Source organism: Isoptericola sp. NPDC056605 (genome assembly GCF_042792795.1).
Classification (GTDB): domain Bacteria; phylum Actinomycetota; class Actinomycetes; order Actinomycetales; family Cellulomonadaceae; genus Isoptericola.
In genome coordinates this window covers 103,180-123,992 of sequence record NZ_JBHTVT010000006.1, presented here as the reverse complement: position 1 = coordinate 123,992, position 20,813 = coordinate 103,180, and the positions used below count along the sequence as shown (strand labels likewise).

Below are 20,813 nucleotides of genomic sequence, written 5' to 3'. Positions count from 1 at the left end.
ACCTCGGCGGGATCTGGACTACCTCGGCGGGATCTGGACTACCTCGGCGGGATCTGGACTACCTCGGCGAGGTCTGGACTACCTCGCGGTCAGCTGGTGGTGGTCGACGACGACTGGTCGGTCTGGCCGCCCTGGTCGGTCGAGCCGCCGGGAGCGGCTCCGCCGGGTCCGCCGCCCATGCCGCCCGCGGGGGCCTCGCCCGCGGTGGCCGTGCCGACCTCCTCGCCGTCTGCGGTGAGCGTGTACGTGCCGCCGTCGGTGATCTCCGGGCCGGAGTACACGACCGACTGGGCCGTCTTCGACAGCGTGATCGTCGCGACCTCGGTCCCGTCGGCGTCCACGACCGCCACGTCCGTGCCGGCCTCGAGCGCGGCGTCGGCGGTCAGCGCCACCCAGCCCTGCGTCGAGTCCTCGTCGAACGCCTCGGCCATGCCCGACGACCCGACCGCCAGGACGGTGCCGCCGGAGACCGTGCTGCCGCCCGCGGAGTCGAGCGCGCCGTTGCCGCCGTTCGTCGGTCCCTCGACGACGACGTCGCCGCCGCTGATCACCGTGACGCCGTTGGAGTCCAGGCCGTCGCCCTCGGCGTCCACGTGCAGCGTGCCGCCCGTGATCGTGAGCGACGCACCCTCCTGGACGGCGTCCATCCCGCCGCCCCCGCCGCCCTGGGGCGCCTCGCCCTGGGGCATCTGGCCGTCCGTGGGCGGCTCTCCCGTCGGCATCTCGCCGTCGGTCGGCGGCTCCGGCGCGGTGCCCTGGTCCTGAGCGGCCTGGTCCTGGGCGGCCTGGTCGTCCGTGCCCGTCGCGGAGTCGTCGGCGGCCGTGTCGTCGGCGGTCGAGTCCTTGCCGGCGGTGTCGTCCTCCGCCTCCTTCACCGTGGCGTTCAGCCCGTCGTCGGACGACGTGATGTCCACGTCGCCGCCGGAGATGGCGATGGTCGCGGCCTCCAGGCCCTCGACGGACTCCTCGATCGTCAGGGTGCCGTCCGTGATCGCGATGTCGGTGAACGCCTGCGCGCCGTCGTCGCCCGCCGCGACGGTCACGTCGCCGCCGGTCAGGGCGATGTAGCCGGCCGTGGCGTCGTCGTCGGCGTCGGACTTCAGCCCGTCGCCGCCGGACGTGACGTCGATCGTGCCCCCGCTGACGACGAGGTAGTCCTTGCCGCGGATCGCGTCGTCCACGGCGTCGACGGAGACGGTCCCGCTCGCGATGACGAGCCCGTCCTTGCCGGTGATGCCGTCGTTCGCGTTGCCGACCACATCGAGCGCGCCGCCGCCGGAGATCGCCAGGTCCGCCGTCGAGTACAGCGCGGCGTTGGCGGCGTTGTCGGAGGTCGTGTCGGCGTACTCCTCGGCGTCCTCGAGCCGGTTGGTGGAGCCGTCGGCGAGGACGACGGACACCTGGTCGGCGTCCTGGACGTCGATCGCGGCGCCGGTGGAGCTGGTGACGTCCGCGCCGTCGAGCACGAGGCGCACGACGCCGTCGGCCGACGCGTCGACCACGACCTGGCCGTCGTCGAGCGTGCCGGAGAGCCGGTACGTGCCGGGCTGCGTGATCGTCACGGTGGAACCGTCGACGGTGACGCCGTCGCCGGAGGCGGACGCCGAGTCGCCGTCGAGGGTGACGGCGACCTCGTCGGCGGTGTCCCAGGTCTGGTCGGCGAGGGCCGCGGTCTCCGCGGACGACAGGTTCTCGTCGAGGACCTCCTGCGCGGACCGGCCGGAGTTGTCCGTCGCGGCGACCTGGGCGGTGGTGGTGCCGGAGCCGTCCGACGCCGCGGACGTGGTGGAGCCGGCGCTGCACGCGGCCAGCGCGCCGACGGTCAGGGTCCCGGCGGCGGCGAGCGCCACGGCTCGGGTCGAGACGGTGCGGGTCCAGAAGGTCTTCCTCGGGCGGGGGATGCGCATGGTTCGGGCTCTTCTCTGGTGGGGATCGGTGGTGAGGTCAGGCGGTGCCGAGCCGCTCGCGCCGCAGGCGGCGCCAGGGGTGGTCGGGCAGGTCGGGTCGCAGGGTGGCGAGCCCGGTCGCGTACTTGGAGATGCGGTCGGGGCGGTGGCCGGCGCGCCACAGGGCGCGGTCGGCGGACGACGGCGCGGTGCCGGCCTTGGTCTCGACGACGACGAGGTCGCCGACGTCGGCGGTGCTGCGGTCGGTGGCCTCCGGGCCCGCGAGCCGCCACCGCAGGCCGGTGTCGAGGGTCACGCGGGCGTCGGGCAGCAGCACGGTGGTGCGCCGGTACGCGGAGCGCAGCACGGGGGCGAGGTGCGCCGACGGGGGCGCGTCGAGGTGGGCGGCGGCGAGCCGGTCGTCGACGAAGTCGAGGCCCTCGCCGGCCAGCGGCGTCGCGAGCTGCCACGGCCGCCGCTCCTTCACCGTGACGCCGCGGGCGGCGCGCGTCTTCACCTCGAGGAACGTGGCGTTCCCCGTGTCGACGTAGGTGCGGGTGCGGACCTTGAACCGCCGCCGACGACGGCGCGCGGCCAGCCGGAACGTCAGCAGGTCGGCCGTGTCGTAGTAGGTCGACGCGTACGTGAACGAGCGGTCGCCGGCGATCTCCAGCACGCGCGGGCCGTGCGCGGCGAGCGTGGCGAGCAGGGCGGCGACCTCGGCGGGGGTGAGCACGTACTTGCGGTCGACGCGGGTCTGGAGGGCGGCGGTGGCGTCGAGCTCCGCGAGGGAGACGGGCGCGGCGCCCTCCAGGCCCCGGGCGACGACGGCCGCGGCGCTCACCGGGTCACCGCCAGCGTGTCGGGGGCGGCGACGGGCGCGACGGCCGGGCGGGCGGGCAGGTCGCCGTCGCGGGGCAGGTCGTACCGGACCTCGACGCGCGTCGTGTCGTCCGCGAGGTCGAGCTCCTGCACGGAGACGGACCGCACGCGGGCGCCGAGCAGCGCCTCGAGGTGGGCGGTGAGCTCGGCGCGGTCGACGACGGCGCGGTCGAGCACGATCGTCTGCGAGCCGTGCCGTGCCAGGAGGCGCGGGTGGTCCGCGACGGCCATGACGACGAGGATCAGCGCCGAGCCGGCGACGCCGAGCCAGCCGGCCGACGTGCCCAGCCCGCCCAGGAGCCCCAGCGCGAGGGCGGCGAAGTAGTACGCCACCTCGCGCTGGGAGAGCTCGTCGGACCGCAGCCGGATGATCGACAGCACGCCGAACAGCCCGAGGCCGAGGCCGGCGGCGACCGAGGCCGACGCCAGCACGGCCGACACCGCCAGCACGCCGACGTTGACGCCGAGGTACGCGACCACGAGGTCGCGGCGGCGGTGCCGGGGGAAGTAGAGCGCGAACGTCAGGATCGACACGGCGACGAGGTCGACGGCGTAGAGGGCTGCGGGAGGCATGCGGGCTCCGGGGGGACGGGGACCGGTCGTGGTCCGTGGGTGGGAAGGACACCCAGTCGACACCTCCCGTTCAGGTGGGCGCTGAGGGCGTCCTGGGAATCGGCTGCGAGCGGTGGGCGGTCGCTGGGAGCACCGCCGAGCAGCCCTGGACATGCGTGCAGACGCGCGCCGTGCGGATGATCGGACGTGACGCGGCAGACAGGACGACGGCGGCCCGCGGCCGCCGGACCGGCGGTCGTCGTGGTGCTCACGATCGTGCTGGGCACGACGGGGTGCGTCGCCGGCCGGCAGGAGCCCGGCCAGGCGACGGCGGCCGTGGCGGACGCGCTCGCGGAGGCCGGGTCCGCGGGCGAGACGGCGCGGATCGCCGTCGGCCTGCTCGACGAGGGCCGGGTCACCGGGCCCGTCGCCGACACGGTGCTGCTCGACCAGCTGCGGGTGCTCGACGACGCGGAGTCGGCGCTGACGACCCTCGTGCCGCCCGACGCGGCGTCGTCCGCGCGGCGCACGACCGGGCTGGACGCCGTCGGCGACGTCACGGACGCCGTCGTGGCGGCGCGCAGCTGGGTGGCGACGCGCTCCGGGGGCGACCTCGCCGCCGACGAGGGCGTGCCGGCGTCGGCCGACGACCTGCTGTCCGGGCTCGCGACCGCCCTCGACGCCACCGACGCCGCCCTGGCCGAGGCGGGCGGGCCGTGAAGAAGCTGCTCGCCGCCGCGCTCGGCATCCTCACCGCCATCGGCGGGTTCGTCGACATCGGGGACCTGGTGACCAACGCCGTCGTCGGCTCCCGGTTCGGCATGTCGCTCGCGTGGGTCGTGGTGCTCGGCGTGGTCGGCATCGTCCTGTTCGCGAGCATGGCCGGGCGGGTCGCGGCGGTGAGCGGCCGCGCGACGTTCGAGATCGTCCGCGAACGGCTCGGCCCGCGCGCCGCGGGGGCGAACCTGCTCGCGTCGTTCGCGATCAACCTCCTCACCCTCACCGCGGAGGTCGGGGGCATCGCGCTCGCGCTGCACCTGGCGAGCAGCGTGGAGCCGCGCCTGTGGATCCCGGTCGCGGCGCTCGCGGTGTGGCTCGTGCTGTGGCGCGTGAAGTTCCAGGTCATGGAGAACGTCGCAGGCCTCATGGGGCTGCTGCTCGTGGGGTTCGCCGTCGCGCTGTTCCAGCTCGGCCCGGACTGGGGCGAGCTGCTGCGCCAGGCCGTGCCGCCGTCGCCGCCGGGCACCGAGCACCCCGCGTCGTACTGGTACTACGCGGTCGCGCTGTTCGGCGCGGCGATGACGCCGTACGAGGTGTTCTTCTTCTCCTCCGGCGCCGTCGAGGAGCGGTGGACCGCCAAGGACCTCGGCACCAACCGGGTCAACGTGCTGCTCGGCTTCCCCCTGGGCGGCCTGCTGTCGCTCTCCATCGCCGCGTGCGCCGCCGTCGTGCTGCTGCCGGCGGGGATCGAGGTGTCGTCGCTGTCGCAGATCGTGCTGCCGGTCGCGCAGGCGGGCGGCGTGCTGCTGCTCGCGGTCGTCATCCTGGGGATCGTCGCCGCGACGTTCGGCGCCGCCCTGGAGACGGCCCTGTCCAGCGGCTACACGCTCGCGCAGTACCTCGGCTGGTCGTGGGGGAAGTTCCGCCGGCCGGCGCGGGCGGCCCGCTTCCACCTCACGATGATCGTGGCGCTGCTGCTCGCCGTCGGGATCCTCATGACCAGCGTCGACCCGGTGGCGGTGACGGAGATGTCGGTGGTGTTCTCCGCCGTCGCGCTGCCGCTGACGTACGTGCCGATCCTCGTGGTCGCGAACGACCCGGAGTACATGGGGGAGCACGTCAACGGGCGGGTGGTCAACGCCCTGGGCACGGTGTACCTGGTGGTCGTGGTGGTCGCCGCCGTCGCGGCGATCCCCCTGATGATCGCGACGGGAGCGGGGTCATGACCGAGCCGAGGGGAGAGGTGCGCCTCGTCGACGCCCGCCTGCACCTGCTGAGCCGGCAGGTGCTCGACTCGGACGGCGAGCCCGTCGGCGTGGTCGACGACCTGGCCCTCGCGGGCCCCGGCGGGGGCGATGTCGAGGCGGGCCGCGAGGTGCACGTCGACGCGATCCTCGTCGGCCCCGTGCTGGCGACGCGGCTCTTCGGCGGCCGCGTGCCCGACAGCCGGCTGCCTCGCATCGCCTGGGACGACGTCGGGCACGTCGGGACGGCGATCGAGCTCACCGTGTCGTCGGACCGGCTCGACGCCGTGTGGGTGGAGCGCTGGGTGCGCGACCGCCTGATCGGGCGCATCCCCGGCGGCCGGCACGACCCGGAGGCCGGGGCATGAACGTCGGCGACCTCCTCGACGCGCGCGTGCTGGGGCCCGACGGCGCGCCCGTCGGCGTCGTCGTCGACGTCCGCCTGGTGCTCGAGGTCGTGGACGAGCCCGAGGACGGACCGGGCGCTGGGGAGGACCGCGAGGAAGCGGGGCACGACGCCCCGCTGAGCGCGCAGGCGCGTCGCGACGCCGTCGGCGGCGCGCGCCTGGTCGGGCTGCTGGTCGGGCCGCGAGGCGCCGGGTCGTTCCACGGGTACGAGCGAACCGACGTCCGGTCGCCGTGGCCGATCCCGCAGCTCGTGCGCCGCCGCCACCGCGGCACCTTCCTCGTGCGGTGGGAGGACGTGGCGGCCGTCGAGGCCGACCCGGTGGCCGACGACGCGACCCCGCGTCTGCGCCTCGCGCCGGGCTACGCCGAGCTGCCGGCGGGGCTGGGATGACCCGATGGTGGGGCCGGGGCGCCGCGGGCCTGCACCACGTCTGGGTGCGGCATCCTCGCTGGTCGCTCGCGTTCCGGGGCGCGGTGGCCGCGGCGCTCGCCTGGCTGGTCGGGGTGGTCGCGCCGGCGCCGTTCTCCGACTACCCGTACTACGCCCCGCTGGGCGCCGTGATCGCCACGACGAGCACCCTCGCCCGGTCGGTGCGCGAGTCGGTGCAGACCGTGGGGGCCCTGCTGCTCGGCGCCGCCATCGCGCTCGCCGTCGACAGCGTGCTCGTGCCCGGCGTGCTGTCGGTGGCGCTGGTGGTGGGCCTGGCGCTGCTCTGCGCGGGCTGGCGGGTGCTCGGCGCGCAGGGGACGTGGGTCGCGAACTCGGCGATCTTCGTCCTCGTCCTCGGCCAGGGGGAGAGCGCGGAGTACGTCGGTGCGTTCGCCGGCCTGGTGGTGGTGGGGGCGGCGATCGGGACCGGGGTCAACCTCCTGCTGCCGCCGCTGCTGCTCGCGCCGTCGGCCATCGCGCTGGGGGCGCTGCGCGACGCCCTCGTGGAGCAGCTGGACGACCTGGCGGGCCGGCTGGACGACGAGGGGACGCTCGACCCGGACGAGTGGGAACGACGGCGTCGTGCCCTGTTCCCGACGATCGAGGGCGCGCGGGCGGCGGTCGCCCGGTCGGGGGAGGCGTCCCGTGGCAACCCTCGCGCCCGGCGGCACGGCGAGCGCGCCCGGTCGCAGGCCCGGCAGGCGGAGGTGCTCGGGACGGCGGCCGAGGTGGTCGACGAGGTCGTGCGGCTCCTGGTCGACGGGGAGCGCACCGGGCGCGACGACGTCGAGCTGGGCCCGCGGCTGCGCCCCGAGCTCGCGACGGCGTTGCGCACCTTCGCGCGAGCGCTGCGCGGAACGGAGCGCGCCGCGGACGACCCCGGCACCGGCCCCGGCGCTGATCCGGGAGCCGACGTCGCGCGGTCGCTCGACCGGCTGCGCGACGTCGTGCGGGACGAGCGGGAGCGCTCCGGACACGACCACCTCGTGGCCGGCGCGCTCGTCGTCGTGCTGCGCCGGGGAGCCGACGTCCTGGCCGCCTGAGGCGTGGCCCGGCACACCGCCTCGCCGTCGGGGCGGATTGTCGCCCGTGGCACACGCGCTGGTGTTCCGTGGCGTAGCGGCTACGGTCGAGGGGAGTCATGAGGCGGCTCATCTCTAGCGGCGCGAGCCACGACGGGAGGATCCACATGACCGACACCACGTCATGGGACATCGAGGGCACGCTTGCCCTCGGCACCAGCCATCCGGTGGGTCGGTACCAGCACGACCTGTCCACCGGCCTGTGGTGGTGGTCCGACGAGACCTACCGCATCCACGGTTTCGAGCCGGGTGAGGTGGTCCCCACCACCGAGCTGATCCTGGCGCACAAGCACCCCGACGACCGGGACCGCGTCAGCCAGGTGCTCCGTCATGCCTGCACGACCGGCGAGCCGTTCAGCAGCGTGCACCGCATCATGGACGCGCACGGCGACGAGCGGACCCTGGCGGTCGTCGGCGAGGGGCGCACCGACCTCACGGGCGCCGTCTGCGAGCTGGTCGGCTACTTCACCGACGTCACGCCCGCGGTCGCGCGCATCGCCGACGTCCGGGCGACGGCGAGCATCCGCGCGTCCGCCGCGCACCGGGCGACGATCGAGCAGGCCAAGGGCGTCGTCATGTGCGCGCTCCGCACCGACCTCGAGGGCGCCTTCGAGTGGCTCCGGGAGGCCTCGAACCACTCCAACCTGCCGCTGCGCGACATCGCGGCGCAGATCGTGGGGCTCGCCGCCGACGGCAACGGGGACATGCGCCAGGTCGCGGAGGCGATGGCCGACCTGCTGACGAACCGTTCCGAGCGCCGCACGCGGTAGCCGCGCTCACCGGGCCCCGGGGACGTGCCGGGGCTCCCGCATCGCCTGCGCGACGTGGCCCCCGAGGTACCCGCCCGCGCCGATGGCGCCCATGCCGGCGAGGCTGAGCAGCGTGCCCAGCCCGGCCTTGCCGGCACGCCGGGCGCGCCACGAGGCGAGCGCCAGCAGCGTGCCGACCCCGTTGCAGGTGGCGTGCACGACGGCCACCCGGCGGGCGGGCACGCTCAGCGCGCGGTAGTCGGCGAGGCCGGTCAGGGCCGTCGGCGGGGCCGCGAGCAGCCCCAGGCCGACCAGGCGACGGGCGGCGTCGGCGTGCCCCTGAGGGCGGGTGAGGTCGAGCGCGACCGCGCTCGTCCACAGCCCGATCGGCAGGTCGGTGAGCACGCTGTGCACGGGGTGGCCGACGGAACGGCCGCGCAGCTCGTCGCGCACGCGGCCGGGCGAGGGCACGACCGCGCGGGAGATCCGGTCGTACAGGCCCGCCAACGGGTCGAGGCGCTCCGCGCGCTCGAGCTCGGCGGCGAGGCGCGGCAACGTCCGGTCGGTGGGCGGGGGTGCGGGCTGGTGGGCGGGCATCGTGCCTCCTCCTGGAGTCGACGCCACTCCTCGACGCCACCCCTCGACCGTAGGACGGGTGCCCGGTGCTCGCCGTCGAGCGCCCGGGTGCGGGGAGACCGGACCCACCCCAGGCTGGGACGACGTGCCGAGACCGAGGAGGACACGCATGAGCGAGCACCCCACCGAGCGGAACCGCGCGGACGAGGACGACCCGAGCCGCCAGGCCGAGCGCGAGCGGGCGGCGCACGACGGCGACGGCAAGGCCGCCGACGTCGGGGCGGTGCCCGGCGAGAAGCCCAAGGACGACCCCGACGAGGAGGGCGAGGACCGTTTCGACGCCGGATGAGGCGGGCCCGGTGGACGTCCTCGGACGCCGGCGTTAGCGTGAAGGTCCGGCGTCAGGAAGCGGCACCGACCCTCCCACTTCGGAGGTCACGATGACGACGACAACTCCCGCCGGCACCGACCACCTCGTCTCGGCGCTCGCGGTCGGCACCCACCTGCTCACGGGCTCCTACCGGGCCGAGGCAGGGACGGGACGCTGGTGGTGGTCCGACGAGGTCGACGCGATGCTCGGCCACCAGCCAGGAGCGCTCGAGCCCGGTCCGGAGACCCTCGAGGCCAAGCTGCACCCGGACGATCGCGATCGCGTGGTGCACGACGCCGCCCGCGCGCTCGGCTCCGGCGGACCGGTCGTGACGGCCCGGCGCGTCGTCGACGCCCACGGCCGCACGCGGACCCTGCTGGTCACGGCGCAGGCCCGGCGCGTCCGCGGCGACGGGCCGCCCGAGGTCGCGGGATACGTCGTCGACGTCACGCCGGTGCAGCGCGAGGCGGTGCAGCGCGACGTGCGCCGCGCCCTCGACAGCGCCTTCGTCTCCGCCGCCGCCATCGAGCGCGCCAAGGGCGTGCTGATGGCCGTGCACGGCGTGGACGAGGACACGGCGGAGAACCTGCTCGCCGAGGCGGCGGGCGCCACCGGCGCCACGCTGCGCGAGGCCGCCACGCAGCTGATGGCGCACCTGGCCGCCGGCGAGGGCTTCGGCCGCGGTGCGAAGCAGGCCGTCCGGGAGGCCCTCGAGGCCGTGCGGCCCGCCAAGCGGCCGCACGTGCACGAGGCGCAGCTCGCGCGCCGCCGGGCCGCGTGACGCCGGACCGCACGCACGACCCACGACCCACGACCCGAGGAGGACAGCATGGCCGACGACCAGCAGTCGTTCCCCGCCCAGCAGCAGGAACCGCCGGGGCTCACCGGCGCGATGACCCCGACCCCGGACCACGGGGAGCAGAGCTATCGAGGCTCCGGCCGGCTCGACGGGCTGCGCGCCCTCGTGACCGGCGGCGACTCCGGCATCGGCCGGGCCGTGGCGATCGCGTTCGCGCGCGAGGGCGCCGACGTCGCGATCGGGTACCTGCCGGAGGAAGAGGAGGACGCCCAGGAGACGGCGCGCTGGGTACGCGAGGCGGGCCGGAAGGTCGCGCTGCTGCCCGGTGACCTCACCGACGAGCCGACGGCGCGCGGCCTGCCCGACCGGGCGGCGGCGGAGCTCGGCGGCCTCGACGTCCTCGTGAACAACGCCGGGTTCCAGATGGCGCGGCGCGACTCCGTGGAGGACATCACCACCGACGAGATCGACCGGGTGCTGAAGACCAACCTGTACGCGCTGCTGTGGGTCACGCAGGCTGCGCTGAAGCACCTGGGCGAGGGGTCGAGCATCATCAACAACTCGTCCATCCAGGCGTACCAGCCGTCGTCGTCGCTGCTCGACTACGCGTCGACCAAGGCGGCCATCAACAACATCACGGTGAACCTGGCGGGCGAGCTCGGGGAGCGCGGCATCCGCGTGAACGCCGTCGCCCCCGGCCCGATCTGGACGCCGCTGCAGCCGGCCACGCAGCCGGAGGAGAAGCTGCAGAAGTTCGGCCAGGACACGCCGCTCGGTCGCGCCGGGCAGCCGGCGGAGGTCGCGCCGGCGTTCGTGTTCCTCGCCTCCCCACGCGACGCGAGCTACGTCTCGGCGACCGTCGTCGGCGTCACGGGCGGCAAGGCGGTGTTCTGACCGCCTGACCGGGCACCCGGTCTGACCTGGGATCGAGCCGTGCAGGGCCTGGCCACCCCGTGCCGTCCACGCTATTGTGCAGGAGCCCGAACAAATCCTGATCCGGGTGCGCCCGGAGGAAGCAACGAGGCTCCCGATGAGACACCGACCGTCCCCGCGCCGCCACGGCGCCCTCACCCTCGCCGCGGCCGCCGCCGTCGTCGGGCTGACCGCCGGAGGCGCCTCCGCCGCCCCCGCGCCGTCGACCCCGCCCCTGCCCGGCGCAGCCTCCGTGCACGACGCCGACGGCGTCAACGGCTTCAAGACGCCCGCCTACTTCCCGGGCTGGGGCCCGCAGGACGTCGGGTTCGAGGTCGCCGACCTCCAGCGCTCCGGGGCGGTCGAGGACCTCACCCACCTCAACTACGCCTTCGGCAACGTCACGACCGACCTCGTCTGCGACATCACCGACCGCGTCGACCCGGACGAGGGCGCCGTCGACCCGGAGACCGGGCTGCCCGAGGGGCACATGGAGGGCGACCCGCTCAACGACTACGTGCAGCTCAAGGGCGCCGGCCAGGCCGTGGACGGCGTGGCCGACGGCGCGGGCCAGGCGCTGGCGGGCAACTTCAACCAGCTCAAGAAGCTCAAGGCGGCGAACCCCGGCCTGAAGGTGCTGATCTCCCTGGGCGGCTGGACTTGGTCGGACAACTTCTCCGAGGCGGTCCGCAGCCCGGAGAGCCGGCAGCGGCTGGTCGACTCGTGCATCGACCTGTACCTCGACGGGAACCTGCCCGTCGTCGAGGACCCGGAGCACGGCGTCAAGGGCGGCGACGGCGTCGCGGCCGGCATCTTCGACGGGTTCGACATCGACTGGGAGTGGCCCGTCGTGGGCGGGGAGCACCCGAGCGACCACCCGGAGGAGGACAAGGAGAACTTCCTGTCCTTCGCGGAGCTGCTGCGCGCCGAGCTCGACGCGCGCACCGCCACCACCGGCGAGGACTACCTCATCACCGGCTTCGCGCCCGCGTCGTGGGCGGGCCGCACCGAGGGTGGCTGGGTCGACCCGCGGCTCGCCGCCGTCGTCGACTTCCTCAACATCCAGGGTTACGACTACGTGGGGCCGTGGCAGGCGGGCAGCACCGGCCACCAGGGCAACCTGCACGAGTACCCCTCGTACGACGACCCGAGCCAGTCGGCCAACTGGGGCCTCGCCGCCGACGGCCTCATGAACGCGTACAAGAATGCCGGGTACCGCGGCGACCAGCTCGTGCTCGGCCTGGCCGCGTACGGGTACGGGTGGAAGGGCGTCGACGACCCGACGCCCGGCGCGCCCGCCAGCGGCGGATCGCTGCCGTTCACGTACTACGCGCAGCTCCAGGACCGGTTCGCCGAGGGCGGCTTCACCGAACACTACGACGAGCAGGCCGGGCAGAGCTACTACTTCAACGGCGACGAGTGGTGGACGCTCGACACCCCGCGCTCCGTGACGGCCAAGGCCGAGTGGCTCGCCGAGAACGGCTTCGGCGGCGCCTACCTCTGGGACATCGCCGGCGACGCCGATCGCGACCTTAGCTCCGCGCTGGTCCGCACCTTCCAGGCCGCGACGCCCGGGCCCCTCGTCGAGGGCGACGGCGCCGCCCCCTGGTACCCGACCGGCGTCTACACGACCGGCGACGTCGTCTCGCACGACGGCGTCGAGTACGCCGCCAAGTGGTGGACGCGCGGCGTCGCCCCCGCGTCCGTGGCGGCCAAGAAGGACCCGTGGAAGGTCGTCGGCCAGCACGGCGACCACCCCGTCGCCGCCGAGGACTGCGGCCCGGCCTTGGACGCGGGCAAGACGTACTCCACCGGTGACGTCGTCTCCCGCGCCGGCGTGAACCACACCGCCCAGTGGTGGACCCGTGGCGAGCTGCCCGGCAGCGACGTCAAGGGCGCGTGGGACGCCGGAACGCCCTGCGTCTGACGCCTCCGCGCGAGGTAGTGCCTCCCGTCGCCAGGTAGTGCGCGCCGCGTACGACCGGGGGACGGGAGGCACTACCGGCCGGCCGCGGACGCCGGATTTCGGGTCTGCCGGTTCGTTGGGTATCCTCGGTGGGCCGGTTCGTCCGGCGAGGTAGCGTGTCCGAGCGGCCTAAGGAGCACGCCTCGAAAGCGTGTGTGGGTGAAAGTCCACCGTGGGTTCAAATCCCACCGCTACCGCCACCCGAAGGGCCCCACCCGCGACATTCTGCGGCTGTGGGGTCCTTCGTCGTTTCCAGTACTCCTTTTTCACTCCGTTTTGCGGTTCTTCGTCAGCCCGGTGGGGACCGACGAGAACCGTCAGGAGCGAAGTGACCGCAGCCAGGCTCTCGCCGCTCCGCCGAAGGGCTCTGCCTCCGACTGCACCAGAGGCAGCAACGCTTGCGCGACCTCGCTTGCGGTCATCACCTGGCTGTCGGTGAGGTGCCCAGACAGAGCCAGCTCGTCGAACTCGTCCTGGTCGACGATGCCGGCGCGGCCGTCGGCGCTGCGAAACAGGTCCAGCTCCAGGTCGACGTAGGACCACACGCCTCCATCGAGCCTCGGCGGTGTGCAGACATCGATCGTGAGGTCGGTCGTGTCGGTGAACCAGAAGGCGGGCAGCCACCAGGCCCCCTCCGCGATCAGCCAGACAGCATCGTGTTCCTGAGGTTCCTCGCGGCGTCCATCGGGTTGACGGACCGGGTTCCCGCTCCGCGCGCCAAGCCAGGTGCCGTGTTCGTCCTGGCCGAGACGTTCGACCGGCCAGCTGAACCGCTCCGCGCAGGTTCCGTCGATCAGCGAGACCTTTTCCTTAGACATCCTGAGCATGGGGTCCATTCTGTCCGTCCTCTACCGGTTCGAGATGCCCTTCCTGTTGTCGCAGCGGGACGCCCGACGTCGACTCCTGGGTGACGAGCTGGTCGATCACTGTCCGCAGGTCCGGGGCGACGTGGGTCCGCTTCACGTAGTGCCGCACGGTGGTGCCCTCGTCGGCAGACCGAGCAGTGCCGTCGCGTTGGCGATGGTGGTCGAGTTGGCAACCTGGGTGGCGACGGTGCGGCGGAAGTCGTGCGGCGTGACCTTGGTGCCGATGGCGGCCTGGGCGTCGCGGAGCTAGGGCGTGTCTCCTAACGAGTCTTGCTCGGGGCAGCCTCGTGATTGCTCTGATGGCACCAACCTCGGGCGGTCAGGTCGACGTGTTGAGGAGCGCGTGAAACGCATCGGCCAAGCGGCGCACGTCCTCACCGGCTCCGTGGCGCGTTGTCGTCGAGAAGGTCCACGAGTCGTCGTCGTACGGTCTGTTCGTAATCTCCCAGCGGAGATGGACGTGACCGTCGTGTCGCGCAGCAACGCGCAGCTCGTCCTCGAGCGACTGCCAGGTACGTTCACCGGGCCACCCACGAAAATCGTCGTAGAGACCATACAAGAACGCCGAGAACCCGCCGGTACCTAGGAGAATCGCCTGTTGCTCGACCCTCAGATCGTCTCCGATCGCCCGGACGAGGACCCGGACACGTGTGGGTCATCGGGGCCGTATGGAAACGATTGCTCGAACTCCAGCGTCAAGCCGGTCGAAGCGGGAATTCGCACCACAGCCTGTTCGAGCACTCGGCCAACCTACTGGGATCGCAACCAGCTGACGATCGCTGCCAGTACCGCTCCGGCCCGATAGACGACGGCGTGCTTGTCGTAGCGGGTGGCCAGCCCGCGCCACTGCTTGAGCAGGTTGAAGGACCGCTCGACGACGTTGCGTCGCCTGTAGGCAGAAGCGCTAAGCGCCTATGGCAGGTTGATCGAACAGGGATACATCGAAAGAGTGATCGATGACGCGCCCAGGTGGCCCCGCTAGCGTTCCTGGTGAGACGCCTCACCTGACACTAGGATCACGATCGACCGAATTGCCGCTGGCGGTTCGAATAAAGGCGCAGAGCTTCATGATCTCTTTCCGCAACCCGAAGCGGTCGAGGCTGGTCTCGTCGAGGAGGCCCGCAATGACATCGGCAATCGCGATCTTGTCGAAAGATCCGCCAGTCGAGCGCGCTGCCAGCGGGTTGTCCCACTGTCCTACCGGGCCGTATGTTTCTCGCTTGTGGACTGACTCTACCGCCTTCTTCATGAGACCTTCGTCGATATAATTCTCAATGGTGTAGCAATTGGTAACCCATGCGTGACCAGGTGCAGGAAAATCGCGTTCGAACTCGCTCTTGATGCGTTTCTTTGTCTGGCCGATGTGCGCACGCGACGAGAGCTTGTCCGAGTCAATCACGACCGCACTGTGCCGGTTGAGGTGCCGCAGGCTTATGAAATCGTCCAGGGCGCTCTCGCTCACAGAAAGGTGTGACAGCAGTCGCCCGCCGTAGAACATCATGGAGTAATCAATGCCTTCGGAGAGTCCTGAGTCGACGAGCTCGATCCAGCGGCGGATATAAGTACGATCTGAAGGGCCCTCAACCCATATCACACAGTTGGCCTGAAGAAGATCGGATGGGCGGTAGCCAAGGTCGCTGCAAACTTGTACAAGTTCGTGGTCCCTTCGTGCAAGGCTAACCGCGCTGCCGCGGTCTGTCAGTCGAACGTGATATGCGGTCGCCCGCGCGTCGTCGAGGAGATGCGAAGAGTGAGTTGCGATGACGTACTGGTTGTCCGTCTCGTCGGTAAGGTATCGGACCAGCTTCTTTTGAAGCAGTGGATGCAAGTTGGTCTCTGGTTCTTCTACGCATACCAGCGACTTGGTCGTAACCGTAGCGGCGGCGGCAAGCACGATCACTTGTTCAATACCGCTGCCAAGGCTACTCAACGGCAGAACTCTTTGTGGCGTCTCGACCTGTATAGTAGAGAAATCGAACGGGATATTTAGCGAAGCCTCCTTGTCGCCGATTACTGTTCTAACAAATTTGTTTATTGCCGCCCACCGCGGCTGGGCTTCGCTCCATTTGTCATGTGGCGGATTCTGAATTTCGGCCAAGGCTCGGATGATGCCTCGTCCGGAGAGCCAGTCCGGCTCGAGATCATCTGTGGCTTCGACACGTCGCGAGCTTGAGATGGTTACGACAGGGGGCATGGGGCGAAGCGGTATAGAGTTTAGGATTCGGCGCATCACGTCGGTTGAATCGACCGTGCCGCCATTGAGAGCGTTAAGCGCCGGACGATAGGTGCTGTCCCAGTCAGGCCACTCGCGCATTGCTTGCTCAATTCGCTGCGGGTGGACGGAAAGGTTTCCATCCACGAGGGCAAATCGTGTCCAATAGAAGTCTTCGTCCTCTTCTTGGAGGAGAGTCATCGCCGCCATTTGATAATCAGTTAGCGAACCTGAGTAGATTCTCGACTTTCTCGGGTCGGACGCGGCAGATCGATCGATTCTTATGGGCATTCCGATTTCAAATGTAGCGCTTCCGTCAAAACCTCGTGGCAGGTCGATGTCGGCAAGTTTTGGGCGCGACAAGCCTTGGCCTCGATTCGGCGACCCTTGAATCGAAGGTGCCACAGCCTGGAGGAAGCGGAGAATGTTTGACTTCCCGGAGTTGTTTATCCCCGCAATTACCGTGACTTTCGTGGGAAAGCGAACCTGCTGCCATGAAGCAAATGATCTGTATCCGGACAATCCGATTCCGGTGACTAGCGGCTCGTAGTAGTCATTCTCAGGCACGACTCTTCCTCTCGACGCTCTCTAGTCTGGATCCTTCCCCTTACCTTGACCATCAGTCAGCCGGGTGAAGTCGCTGGCGGCGAGGTGCCTGCGGACTGGGCAGGCCACTGTGCGCGCCGTGCTCGGCACCGCCCGCGCTGTGAGTACTTTCTCTACTGACTCAAGGCGCGGCTCCGCCGCGCGGTCGGCCTGCCGGGCGGGGCCCCGCGCTCCGCTCGCAGGCTCGCTTCGCGCACCCCACCCGTTCGGCCTCCCGGAACGGCGAAGGCGGTCCCGAGTCTCCCCAGGACCGCCTACACGGCCATCTGCGCCAGGTAGTAGCTACTCGCCCGGCTGGTTGCGGCTACGGTTCAACGCCTCGAGCTCGGCCCGAATCCCGACGAGCTCCTGGCGGGTTCCCGCGCCCGAGTTCAGGATCAGGCCGACTACGAAGATGACTGTCCCCGAAGCGATGAAGAGCACGGCTGTGTCGACGCCGGGTTCACCGACGCTCCAGATCAGGCCGATGGCAAGAAGAAGGGCACCCACTACCGTCGCGGTCATGTGCCGGATTCTTGCAAGTCGTTCGACAGCTCGGGCACATCTGCCTAGATCCCGGCCCGCGTCAACGGCGCCTGCGGCACATGCTTGTAGTCTGGCGGCGTGACGCTTCGCGCCGACGTGCACCAGATGATGTGTGATCGGCCCGCGACGCGTGTCTGGCTCACCGCCCTGGCGAGCGGCGCGCGCGACTTTGACGAACTGGCGACCGCGGCCGGACTGACGCCACTCGGCCGGGCATGGGTGGAGATCGACCGCGGACGCGCCGAGCGATTCCTTGCGGGACTGCTCCGCTTCGACCTGGCCTACAAGAGCGAGGTTATGACACAGCACCGCGCGGATTGGCTCGCTGGCGAGTTCGTACGAGCATTCGGTCGATACGACGTTCGCTTTGCGACTAACAGCCCAGACCTGCCGGACCGGACGGCGTTCGGTTGGGATCCCGCGACTGAACACACCTTCGATGCGGGGCTTGCCGTCATCGGCACGATGGGTTCGGCAATCTACTGGGTGGCAGACGAGGACTAGGTCCGTCTCAGCCACGCCAGTGAGGCGTGGGCACTCGAACGATCTTGCGTTGCAGCCCCGTACCGATCGCCGAGCATCCGGCCGACTCCGGCCCGCATCAAGGGCGCCTGCGGCGTCGCTGCGCGATGGCCTGCGGCCACCCTTGACCCGGGCCTCCGCCGACCTCTTGTGCTCCGCTATCGGTACGGCGCCTCCGAGTGTCCCAACCCGCCGAGGTGCCGACAGGTCGCCGGATTGCCTCCGTTTTGGACGGCGGATCGGTGCCGGCGGGTGCAACCCGGTCCAACGGCCAGCGCCGTAAAAGGCCAGGTCAGATGCCAGAACGACCCGTGCGAACAGGGCGGGCCAACGCACCGTTTTCAAGCCCACCGTTACCGCCGCCCGAAGAGAGCCGAGGATCCGTCTGGCTCCGGTTCGCATCAAGGTCGCCTGCGGCGTCGCTGCGCGAAGGCCTATGGCCACCGCTGACCCGGACCTCCGCCGACCTCTGTGCTCCGCTATCGGTACGGTGCCTCCGAGTGTCCCAGCCGGTCCCGCCGGCGAGAGGACGTATGTCGGCGACGGACACACAGGCTGGCTTGATGCTTGCGCATCAACCGTCGACAACGGCTGAACTTGGCGGCGCGGGTGGCGCTTCAGTCGTCCTGCGCACCCGATCGTGCACGTTGTAGGGTCCCCGCGTGATCACCGCACAGGAGCACTTTCGAGCCGTCGTTCGGGATCGTCTTGCCCCTGCCCTGCGGTCGATGGGGCTGCGTGGATCGGGTCAGATCTACACGCTTCCGAGTGAGTCCTGTTGGGCGCAGCTCGGGTTGCAGCGCCACAAGTGGAGCGACCGCACAGCTGTGCAATTCACTGCGAACCTGAACGTGGTGAGTCGGAGCGCCTGGGAGCAAGCGCTGGCGTTGTGGCCGGATATCGGAGCCAAACCGACCCCCAACATCTTTACCCCGGTCGCGGATGTCTGCAACGAGCGGATCGGACTTGTTGCCGGCGTCGGTGACTGCTGGTGGCCACTCTCCGCGGATGGCAGGGACGACGATGCGACCTGTCGTGACTTCCTGACGATGGTGGGCGAACACGGGCTGCCGTTCCTGGAGCGTGAGGTCGCCGCGAGGACCTGAACGCCAGCTCGCCCCGCGACCCGACCGGTTCAGTCTCTCGGCATCGCTCAGGCGGTCCGGGGCTGTCTAGAGCTGCCTTTCCCGGGCTGGTCCACGAGCGCTGAGCGCTACGCGTGGGTACTCGCCGCGCGCAGACGCGACCGGGCATCGGCTACCAGGCCGACTGCTCCCGCGAGCGCGACGGCCGCGAGGATCGCTGGTGCCCACGCCGGCATGCCTTCAGCGAAGCGGGTGGACACGCCAGCGACGGCACCGACTCCGCCGCCTGCGACGACGAGGAGTGCCGGCCACCACCACGCCGCTCCGGTGTTCCAGAGGATGGGCACGCAGAGCCCCAGGCCGATTACCACGGGGAGCAGACCCGCCAGGGCGCCCTCGACCCCGGTGCCCGCCGGGTCCGCGATGGCGTACGGGCTGCCGTCGACGAGTTCGTCCGTCCACACGTATGCGAACACGTACGCGAACAAGCCCGTGAACAGGGCGACAACGAGCGCAAGGCCAATGCGCGTCCGCAACCACCGAGATCCACGGCTGGTTTCTGTCACGAGGAACACCGTAGCCAGGTTGCCCCTGGGCCTGCGGCTAGCGACGACCCTCCCAGTCCCGCCGGAGCAGCCCGAACACCCAGGAGTCGGAGACGTCGCCGTTGACGACGCAGTCCTCGCGGAGGGTGCCTTCGTGCACGAACCCCAGCTTCTCCAGGACGCGGGCTGACGCCGCGTTGCGGGTGTCGGTCTCGGACTGGACGCGGTTGAGGGGCAGCGTGTCGAAGCCCCATCCCAGCAGGGCTCGCGCGGCCTCGGTCGCGTAGCCGTGGCCCCACATCGACTCGCCGAGGCAGTAGCCCAGCGTCGCGCTGCGGAAGTCGGGGTTCCACTCGAACAGGCCGCACCAGCCGACGAAGGCGCCGTCGGAGGTGCGGTCGATGGCCACCCGGGCGCCGGTGCCCTCCTCCTCGATCGTCCGGGACATGGCGACGAAGCGGTCGGCGCGGGCCCGGTCGGTCCACGGCGGGGAGTCCCAGTAGCGCAGCACGTGGGCGCTGCTGTGCATCGCGTACAGGGCGTCGGCGTCGTCGTCGGCGACCGGCCGCAGCCGCAGACGGTCGGTGGTCAGCGTGGGGGTGGGCAGCGGCATGCGCCCATCGTGAGCGAATGCGGTGCGGCCGTCACGGCGAATTCCCCGTCCGACCGCACGACGTCGCGCCGATGATTCCGCCGTCGTCGCACCGTCTGCAGGGTGTCCGTCGACCGAGAGGCGCACCATGAAGCTGCTGCTGACGTCCGCAGGCGTGCGGAACGCGACCATCCGCACCGCGCTGGACGACCTGCTCCCACGACCGGTCGCGGACTGCACGGCCCTCGCCATCCCCACCGCGCTGTACGGGCACCCGTGGGTGGGCCCGGGACGGAACGCGTGGAACTTCATCACCGGCACCACGGACCACATGACCGGCCTCGGCTGGAGGTCGGTGGGCGTGCTCGAGCTGACCGCGCTGCCGAGCATCCCGGAGGAGCGCTGGGTGCCGCTGGTGCGGGAGACGGACGTCCTGCTGGCCGCGGGCGGCGACGCCGGCTACCTCGCGTACTGGATGCGCCGCTCGGGCCTGGCCGACCTGCTGCCCACGCTGGACGACACCGTGTGGGTCGGGATGAGCGGCGGAAGCATGGTGATGACGCCCGCGATCGGGGAGGAGTTCGTCGGCTGGCTGCCGCCCGACGGCGAGGACGCCGCCACGCTCGGCGTCGTCGACTTCTCGATGTTCCCCCACCTCGGCCATCCCGACCTGCCCGACAACACGGAGGCCGCGGCCGAACGGTGGGCGGCGAGGCTCGGCGGGCCCGCCTACGCCGTCGACGACGAGACGGCGTTCGTGGTCGCCGACGGCGCCGTCGAGGTCGTGTCCGAGGGGACGTGGCGGAAGCTGGCCTGACCCGCGGGCGCTGTACCTTGGCCTGCGGCGGCCGGGCACCGGCCGGCGTCACCCGGCCCGACGGCCCCCCTCAGCAGGAGACCAGCACCGCATGACCACGCACCACGACGGATACCCGGACGAGCAGGGACCGAGCCCGCTCCGCGCAGCAGCGGTGGTCGGCGTCGCGCTCATCCAGGCGGGCCTCGCGGGGCTGTTCGTGACCACGTGGTGGCGCCACGTGCAGAACGTCGTCGAGTCGCCGGAGGTGCTGCCGGCGCTCTTCCGGCTGCTGTCCGCGGTGCTGTTCGTGTGGGTCGTCGTCGCGGAGGTCCGCGGGCTGGTGCGCGGACGGCGGTCGCCGCTGCTGGTGGTCTCGCTCGCGGCGGCCGCCACCGTCGTCGTGCTGCTGCTCGAGGTGCTCACGCCCCGCTGACGGTGCCCCAGGCAGAAAGAACCTGACGAAGCGGCCGGGCACCGGCGATGCT

23 protein-coding genes, 1 tRNA gene and 2 pseudogenes are annotated in these 20,813 nt (G+C 71.3%); 15 read left to right on the top strand and 11 right to left on the bottom strand.

What is annotated here, in order from left to right; all coding sequences use genetic code 11:
• Window positions 1–89: 89 nt before the first annotated feature.
• Genes ACFQ8Y_RS08530 through ACFQ8Y_RS08520 form a run of 3 tightly spaced genes read right to left on the bottom strand, consistent with a single transcriptional unit; the run spans window position 90 to window position 3,341 of the window.
• Window positions 90–1,907: a carbohydrate-binding domain-containing protein gene (locus tag ACFQ8Y_RS08530; RefSeq protein ID WP_430585201.1), complete on the bottom strand. Its 1,818-nt coding sequence runs from the start codon at window positions 1,905–1,907 to the stop codon at window positions 90–92.
• Between the two features lie 37 nt (window positions 1,908–1,944).
• On the bottom strand, window positions 1,945–2,730 hold the full coding sequence (locus tag ACFQ8Y_RS08525) for a VTC domain-containing protein (RefSeq protein ID WP_430585200.1): 786 nt from the start codon (window positions 2,728–2,730) through the stop codon (window positions 1,945–1,947).
• The gene (locus ACFQ8Y_RS08520) at window positions 2,727–3,341 is read right to left on the bottom strand and encodes a DUF4956 domain-containing protein (RefSeq protein ID WP_430585199.1); all 615 of its coding nucleotides are present in this window, start codon (window positions 3,339–3,341) and stop codon (window positions 2,727–2,729) included. The genes ACFQ8Y_RS08525 and ACFQ8Y_RS08520 overlap by 4 nt, the downstream gene beginning before the upstream one ends.
• Before the next feature lie 186 nt (window positions 3,342–3,527).
• Between ACFQ8Y_RS08520 and ACFQ8Y_RS08515 the strand changes: the two genes are divergently transcribed.
• The 6 genes from ACFQ8Y_RS08515 (at window position 3,528) to ACFQ8Y_RS08490 (ending at window position 7,974) form a co-directional block, all read left to right on the top strand.
• The gene (locus ACFQ8Y_RS08515; protein WP_430585198.1) at window positions 3,528–4,040 is read left to right on the top strand and encodes a hypothetical protein; all 513 of its coding nucleotides are present in this window, start codon (window positions 3,528–3,530) and stop codon (window positions 4,038–4,040) included.
• Window positions 4,037–5,266 carry an NRAMP family divalent metal transporter gene (locus tag ACFQ8Y_RS08510; RefSeq protein ID WP_430585197.1) on the top strand — a complete coding sequence of 410 codons (1,230 nt, stop codon included), beginning with the start codon at window positions 4,037–4,039 and terminating at the stop codon, window positions 5,264–5,266. Before ACFQ8Y_RS08515 ends, ACFQ8Y_RS08510 begins: the two co-directional genes overlap by 4 nt.
• Entirely contained in the window at window positions 5,263–5,652 is a 390-nt protein-coding gene (locus tag ACFQ8Y_RS08505) for a hypothetical protein (RefSeq protein ID WP_430585196.1), read from the top strand. The genes ACFQ8Y_RS08510 and ACFQ8Y_RS08505 overlap by 4 nt, the downstream gene beginning before the upstream one ends.
• Window positions 5,649–6,083, top strand: coding sequence for a hypothetical protein (locus ACFQ8Y_RS08500; RefSeq protein WP_430585195.1), 435 nt, complete (start codon window positions 5,649–5,651; stop codon window positions 6,081–6,083). Before ACFQ8Y_RS08505 ends, ACFQ8Y_RS08500 begins: the two co-directional genes overlap by 4 nt.
• Entirely contained in the window at window positions 6,080–7,165 is a 1,086-nt protein-coding gene (locus ACFQ8Y_RS08495) for a hypothetical protein (protein WP_430585194.1), read from the top strand. Before ACFQ8Y_RS08500 ends, ACFQ8Y_RS08495 begins: the two co-directional genes overlap by 4 nt.
• Before the next feature lie 146 nt (window positions 7,166–7,311).
• Window positions 7,312–7,974 (top strand): PAS and ANTAR domain-containing protein, encoded by a 663-nt coding sequence (locus ACFQ8Y_RS08490; protein WP_430585193.1) that lies wholly within the window; start codon window positions 7,312–7,314, stop codon window positions 7,972–7,974.
• A gap of 6 nt (window positions 7,975–7,980) precedes the next feature.
• Here the strand turns inward: ACFQ8Y_RS08490 and ACFQ8Y_RS08485 are convergent, their stop codons facing one another.
• Window positions 7,981–8,550, bottom strand: coding sequence for a DUF2231 domain-containing protein (locus tag ACFQ8Y_RS08485; RefSeq protein ID WP_430585192.1), 570 nt, complete (start codon window positions 8,548–8,550; stop codon window positions 7,981–7,983).
• Between the two features lie 148 nt (window positions 8,551–8,698).
• Here ACFQ8Y_RS08485 and ACFQ8Y_RS08480 point away from each other — a divergent pair, with 148 nt between their 5' ends.
• The 5 genes from ACFQ8Y_RS08480 (at window position 8,699) to ACFQ8Y_RS08460 (ending at window position 12,776) form a co-directional block, all read left to right on the top strand.
• Window positions 8,699–8,878 (top strand): hypothetical protein, encoded by a 180-nt coding sequence (locus ACFQ8Y_RS08480; RefSeq protein WP_430564379.1) that lies wholly within the window; start codon window positions 8,699–8,701, stop codon window positions 8,876–8,878.
• 91 nt (window positions 8,879–8,969) lie between these two features.
• Window positions 8,970–9,680, top strand: coding sequence for a PAS and ANTAR domain-containing protein (locus ACFQ8Y_RS08475; protein WP_430585191.1), 711 nt, complete (start codon window positions 8,970–8,972; stop codon window positions 9,678–9,680).
• Window positions 9,681–9,728: 48 nt separating this feature from the next.
• Window positions 9,729–10,592: an SDR family oxidoreductase gene (locus tag ACFQ8Y_RS08470; RefSeq protein ID WP_430585190.1), complete on the top strand. Its 864-nt coding sequence runs from the start codon at window positions 9,729–9,731 to the stop codon at window positions 10,590–10,592.
• A gap of 136 nt (window positions 10,593–10,728) precedes the next feature.
• Entirely contained in the window at window positions 10,729–12,537 is a 1,809-nt protein-coding gene (locus ACFQ8Y_RS08465; RefSeq protein ID WP_430585189.1) for a glycosyl hydrolase family 18 protein, read from the top strand.
• A 149-nt stretch (window positions 12,538–12,686) separates the two neighbouring features.
• Window positions 12,687–12,776: transfer RNA gene (locus ACFQ8Y_RS08460), tRNA-Ser, on the top strand.
• 117 nt (window positions 12,777–12,893) lie between these two features.
• On the opposite strand, the gene ACFQ8Y_RS08455 is transcribed toward ACFQ8Y_RS08460, so the two are convergent.
• From ACFQ8Y_RS08455 to ACFQ8Y_RS08435, 5 genes and pseudogenes are all read right to left on the bottom strand, one after another.
• Complete coding sequence (locus tag ACFQ8Y_RS08455; protein WP_430585188.1) at window positions 12,894–13,412, bottom strand: DUF402 domain-containing protein; 519 nt, start codon at window positions 13,410–13,412, stop codon at window positions 12,894–12,896.
• Window positions 13,413–13,761: 349 nt separating this feature from the next.
• Window positions 13,762–14,076, bottom strand: a pseudogene (locus ACFQ8Y_RS08450) (DUF6228 family protein); the annotation flags it as partial.
• A gap of 116 nt (window positions 14,077–14,192) precedes the next feature.
• Window positions 14,193–14,354: pseudogene (locus ACFQ8Y_RS08445) on the bottom strand (IS5/IS1182 family transposase); the annotation flags it as partial.
• 88 nt (window positions 14,355–14,442) lie between these two features.
• Window positions 14,443–16,221, bottom strand: a complete 1,779-nt coding sequence (locus ACFQ8Y_RS08440) for an ATP-dependent endonuclease (RefSeq protein ID WP_430585187.1) — start codon at window positions 16,219–16,221, stop codon at window positions 14,443–14,445.
• A 321-nt stretch (window positions 16,222–16,542) separates the two neighbouring features.
• Entirely contained in the window at window positions 16,543–16,764 is a 222-nt protein-coding gene (locus ACFQ8Y_RS08435) for a hypothetical protein (RefSeq protein ID WP_430585186.1), read from the bottom strand.
• A 99-nt stretch (window positions 16,765–16,863) separates the two neighbouring features.
• Between ACFQ8Y_RS08435 and ACFQ8Y_RS08430 the strand changes: the two genes are divergently transcribed.
• Together ACFQ8Y_RS08430 and ACFQ8Y_RS08425 are read left to right on the top strand one after the other, a co-directional pair.
• Entirely contained in the window at window positions 16,864–17,289 is a 426-nt protein-coding gene (locus ACFQ8Y_RS08430) for a hypothetical protein (protein ID WP_430585185.1), read from the top strand.
• A 680-nt stretch (window positions 17,290–17,969) separates the two neighbouring features.
• Window positions 17,970–18,413, top strand: a complete 444-nt coding sequence (locus ACFQ8Y_RS08425; RefSeq protein ID WP_430585184.1) for a DUF4304 domain-containing protein — start codon at window positions 17,970–17,972, stop codon at window positions 18,411–18,413.
• 107 nt (window positions 18,414–18,520) lie between these two features.
• Here ACFQ8Y_RS08425 and ACFQ8Y_RS08420 read toward each other — a convergent pair whose 3' ends face one another.
• Together ACFQ8Y_RS08420 and ACFQ8Y_RS08415 are read right to left on the bottom strand one after the other, a co-directional pair.
• The gene (locus ACFQ8Y_RS08420; protein WP_430585183.1) at window positions 18,521–18,958 is read right to left on the bottom strand and encodes a hypothetical protein; all 438 of its coding nucleotides are present in this window, start codon (window positions 18,956–18,958) and stop codon (window positions 18,521–18,523) included.
• Between the two features lie 37 nt (window positions 18,959–18,995).
• A complete protein-coding gene (locus ACFQ8Y_RS08415; RefSeq protein ID WP_430585182.1) occupies window positions 18,996–19,550 on the bottom strand; it encodes a GNAT family N-acetyltransferase in 555 nt (184 codons plus the stop codon).
• A gap of 127 nt (window positions 19,551–19,677) precedes the next feature.
• Here ACFQ8Y_RS08415 and ACFQ8Y_RS08410 point away from each other — a divergent pair, with 127 nt between their 5' ends.
• A complete protein-coding gene (locus ACFQ8Y_RS08410; protein ID WP_430585181.1) occupies window positions 19,678–20,346 on the top strand; it encodes a Type 1 glutamine amidotransferase-like domain-containing protein in 669 nt (222 codons plus the stop codon).
• Between the two features lie 91 nt (window positions 20,347–20,437).
• Window positions 20,438–20,761, top strand: a complete 324-nt coding sequence (locus ACFQ8Y_RS08405) for a hypothetical protein (protein ID WP_430585180.1) — start codon at window positions 20,438–20,440, stop codon at window positions 20,759–20,761.
• Window positions 20,762–20,813: the final 52 nt, after the last annotated feature.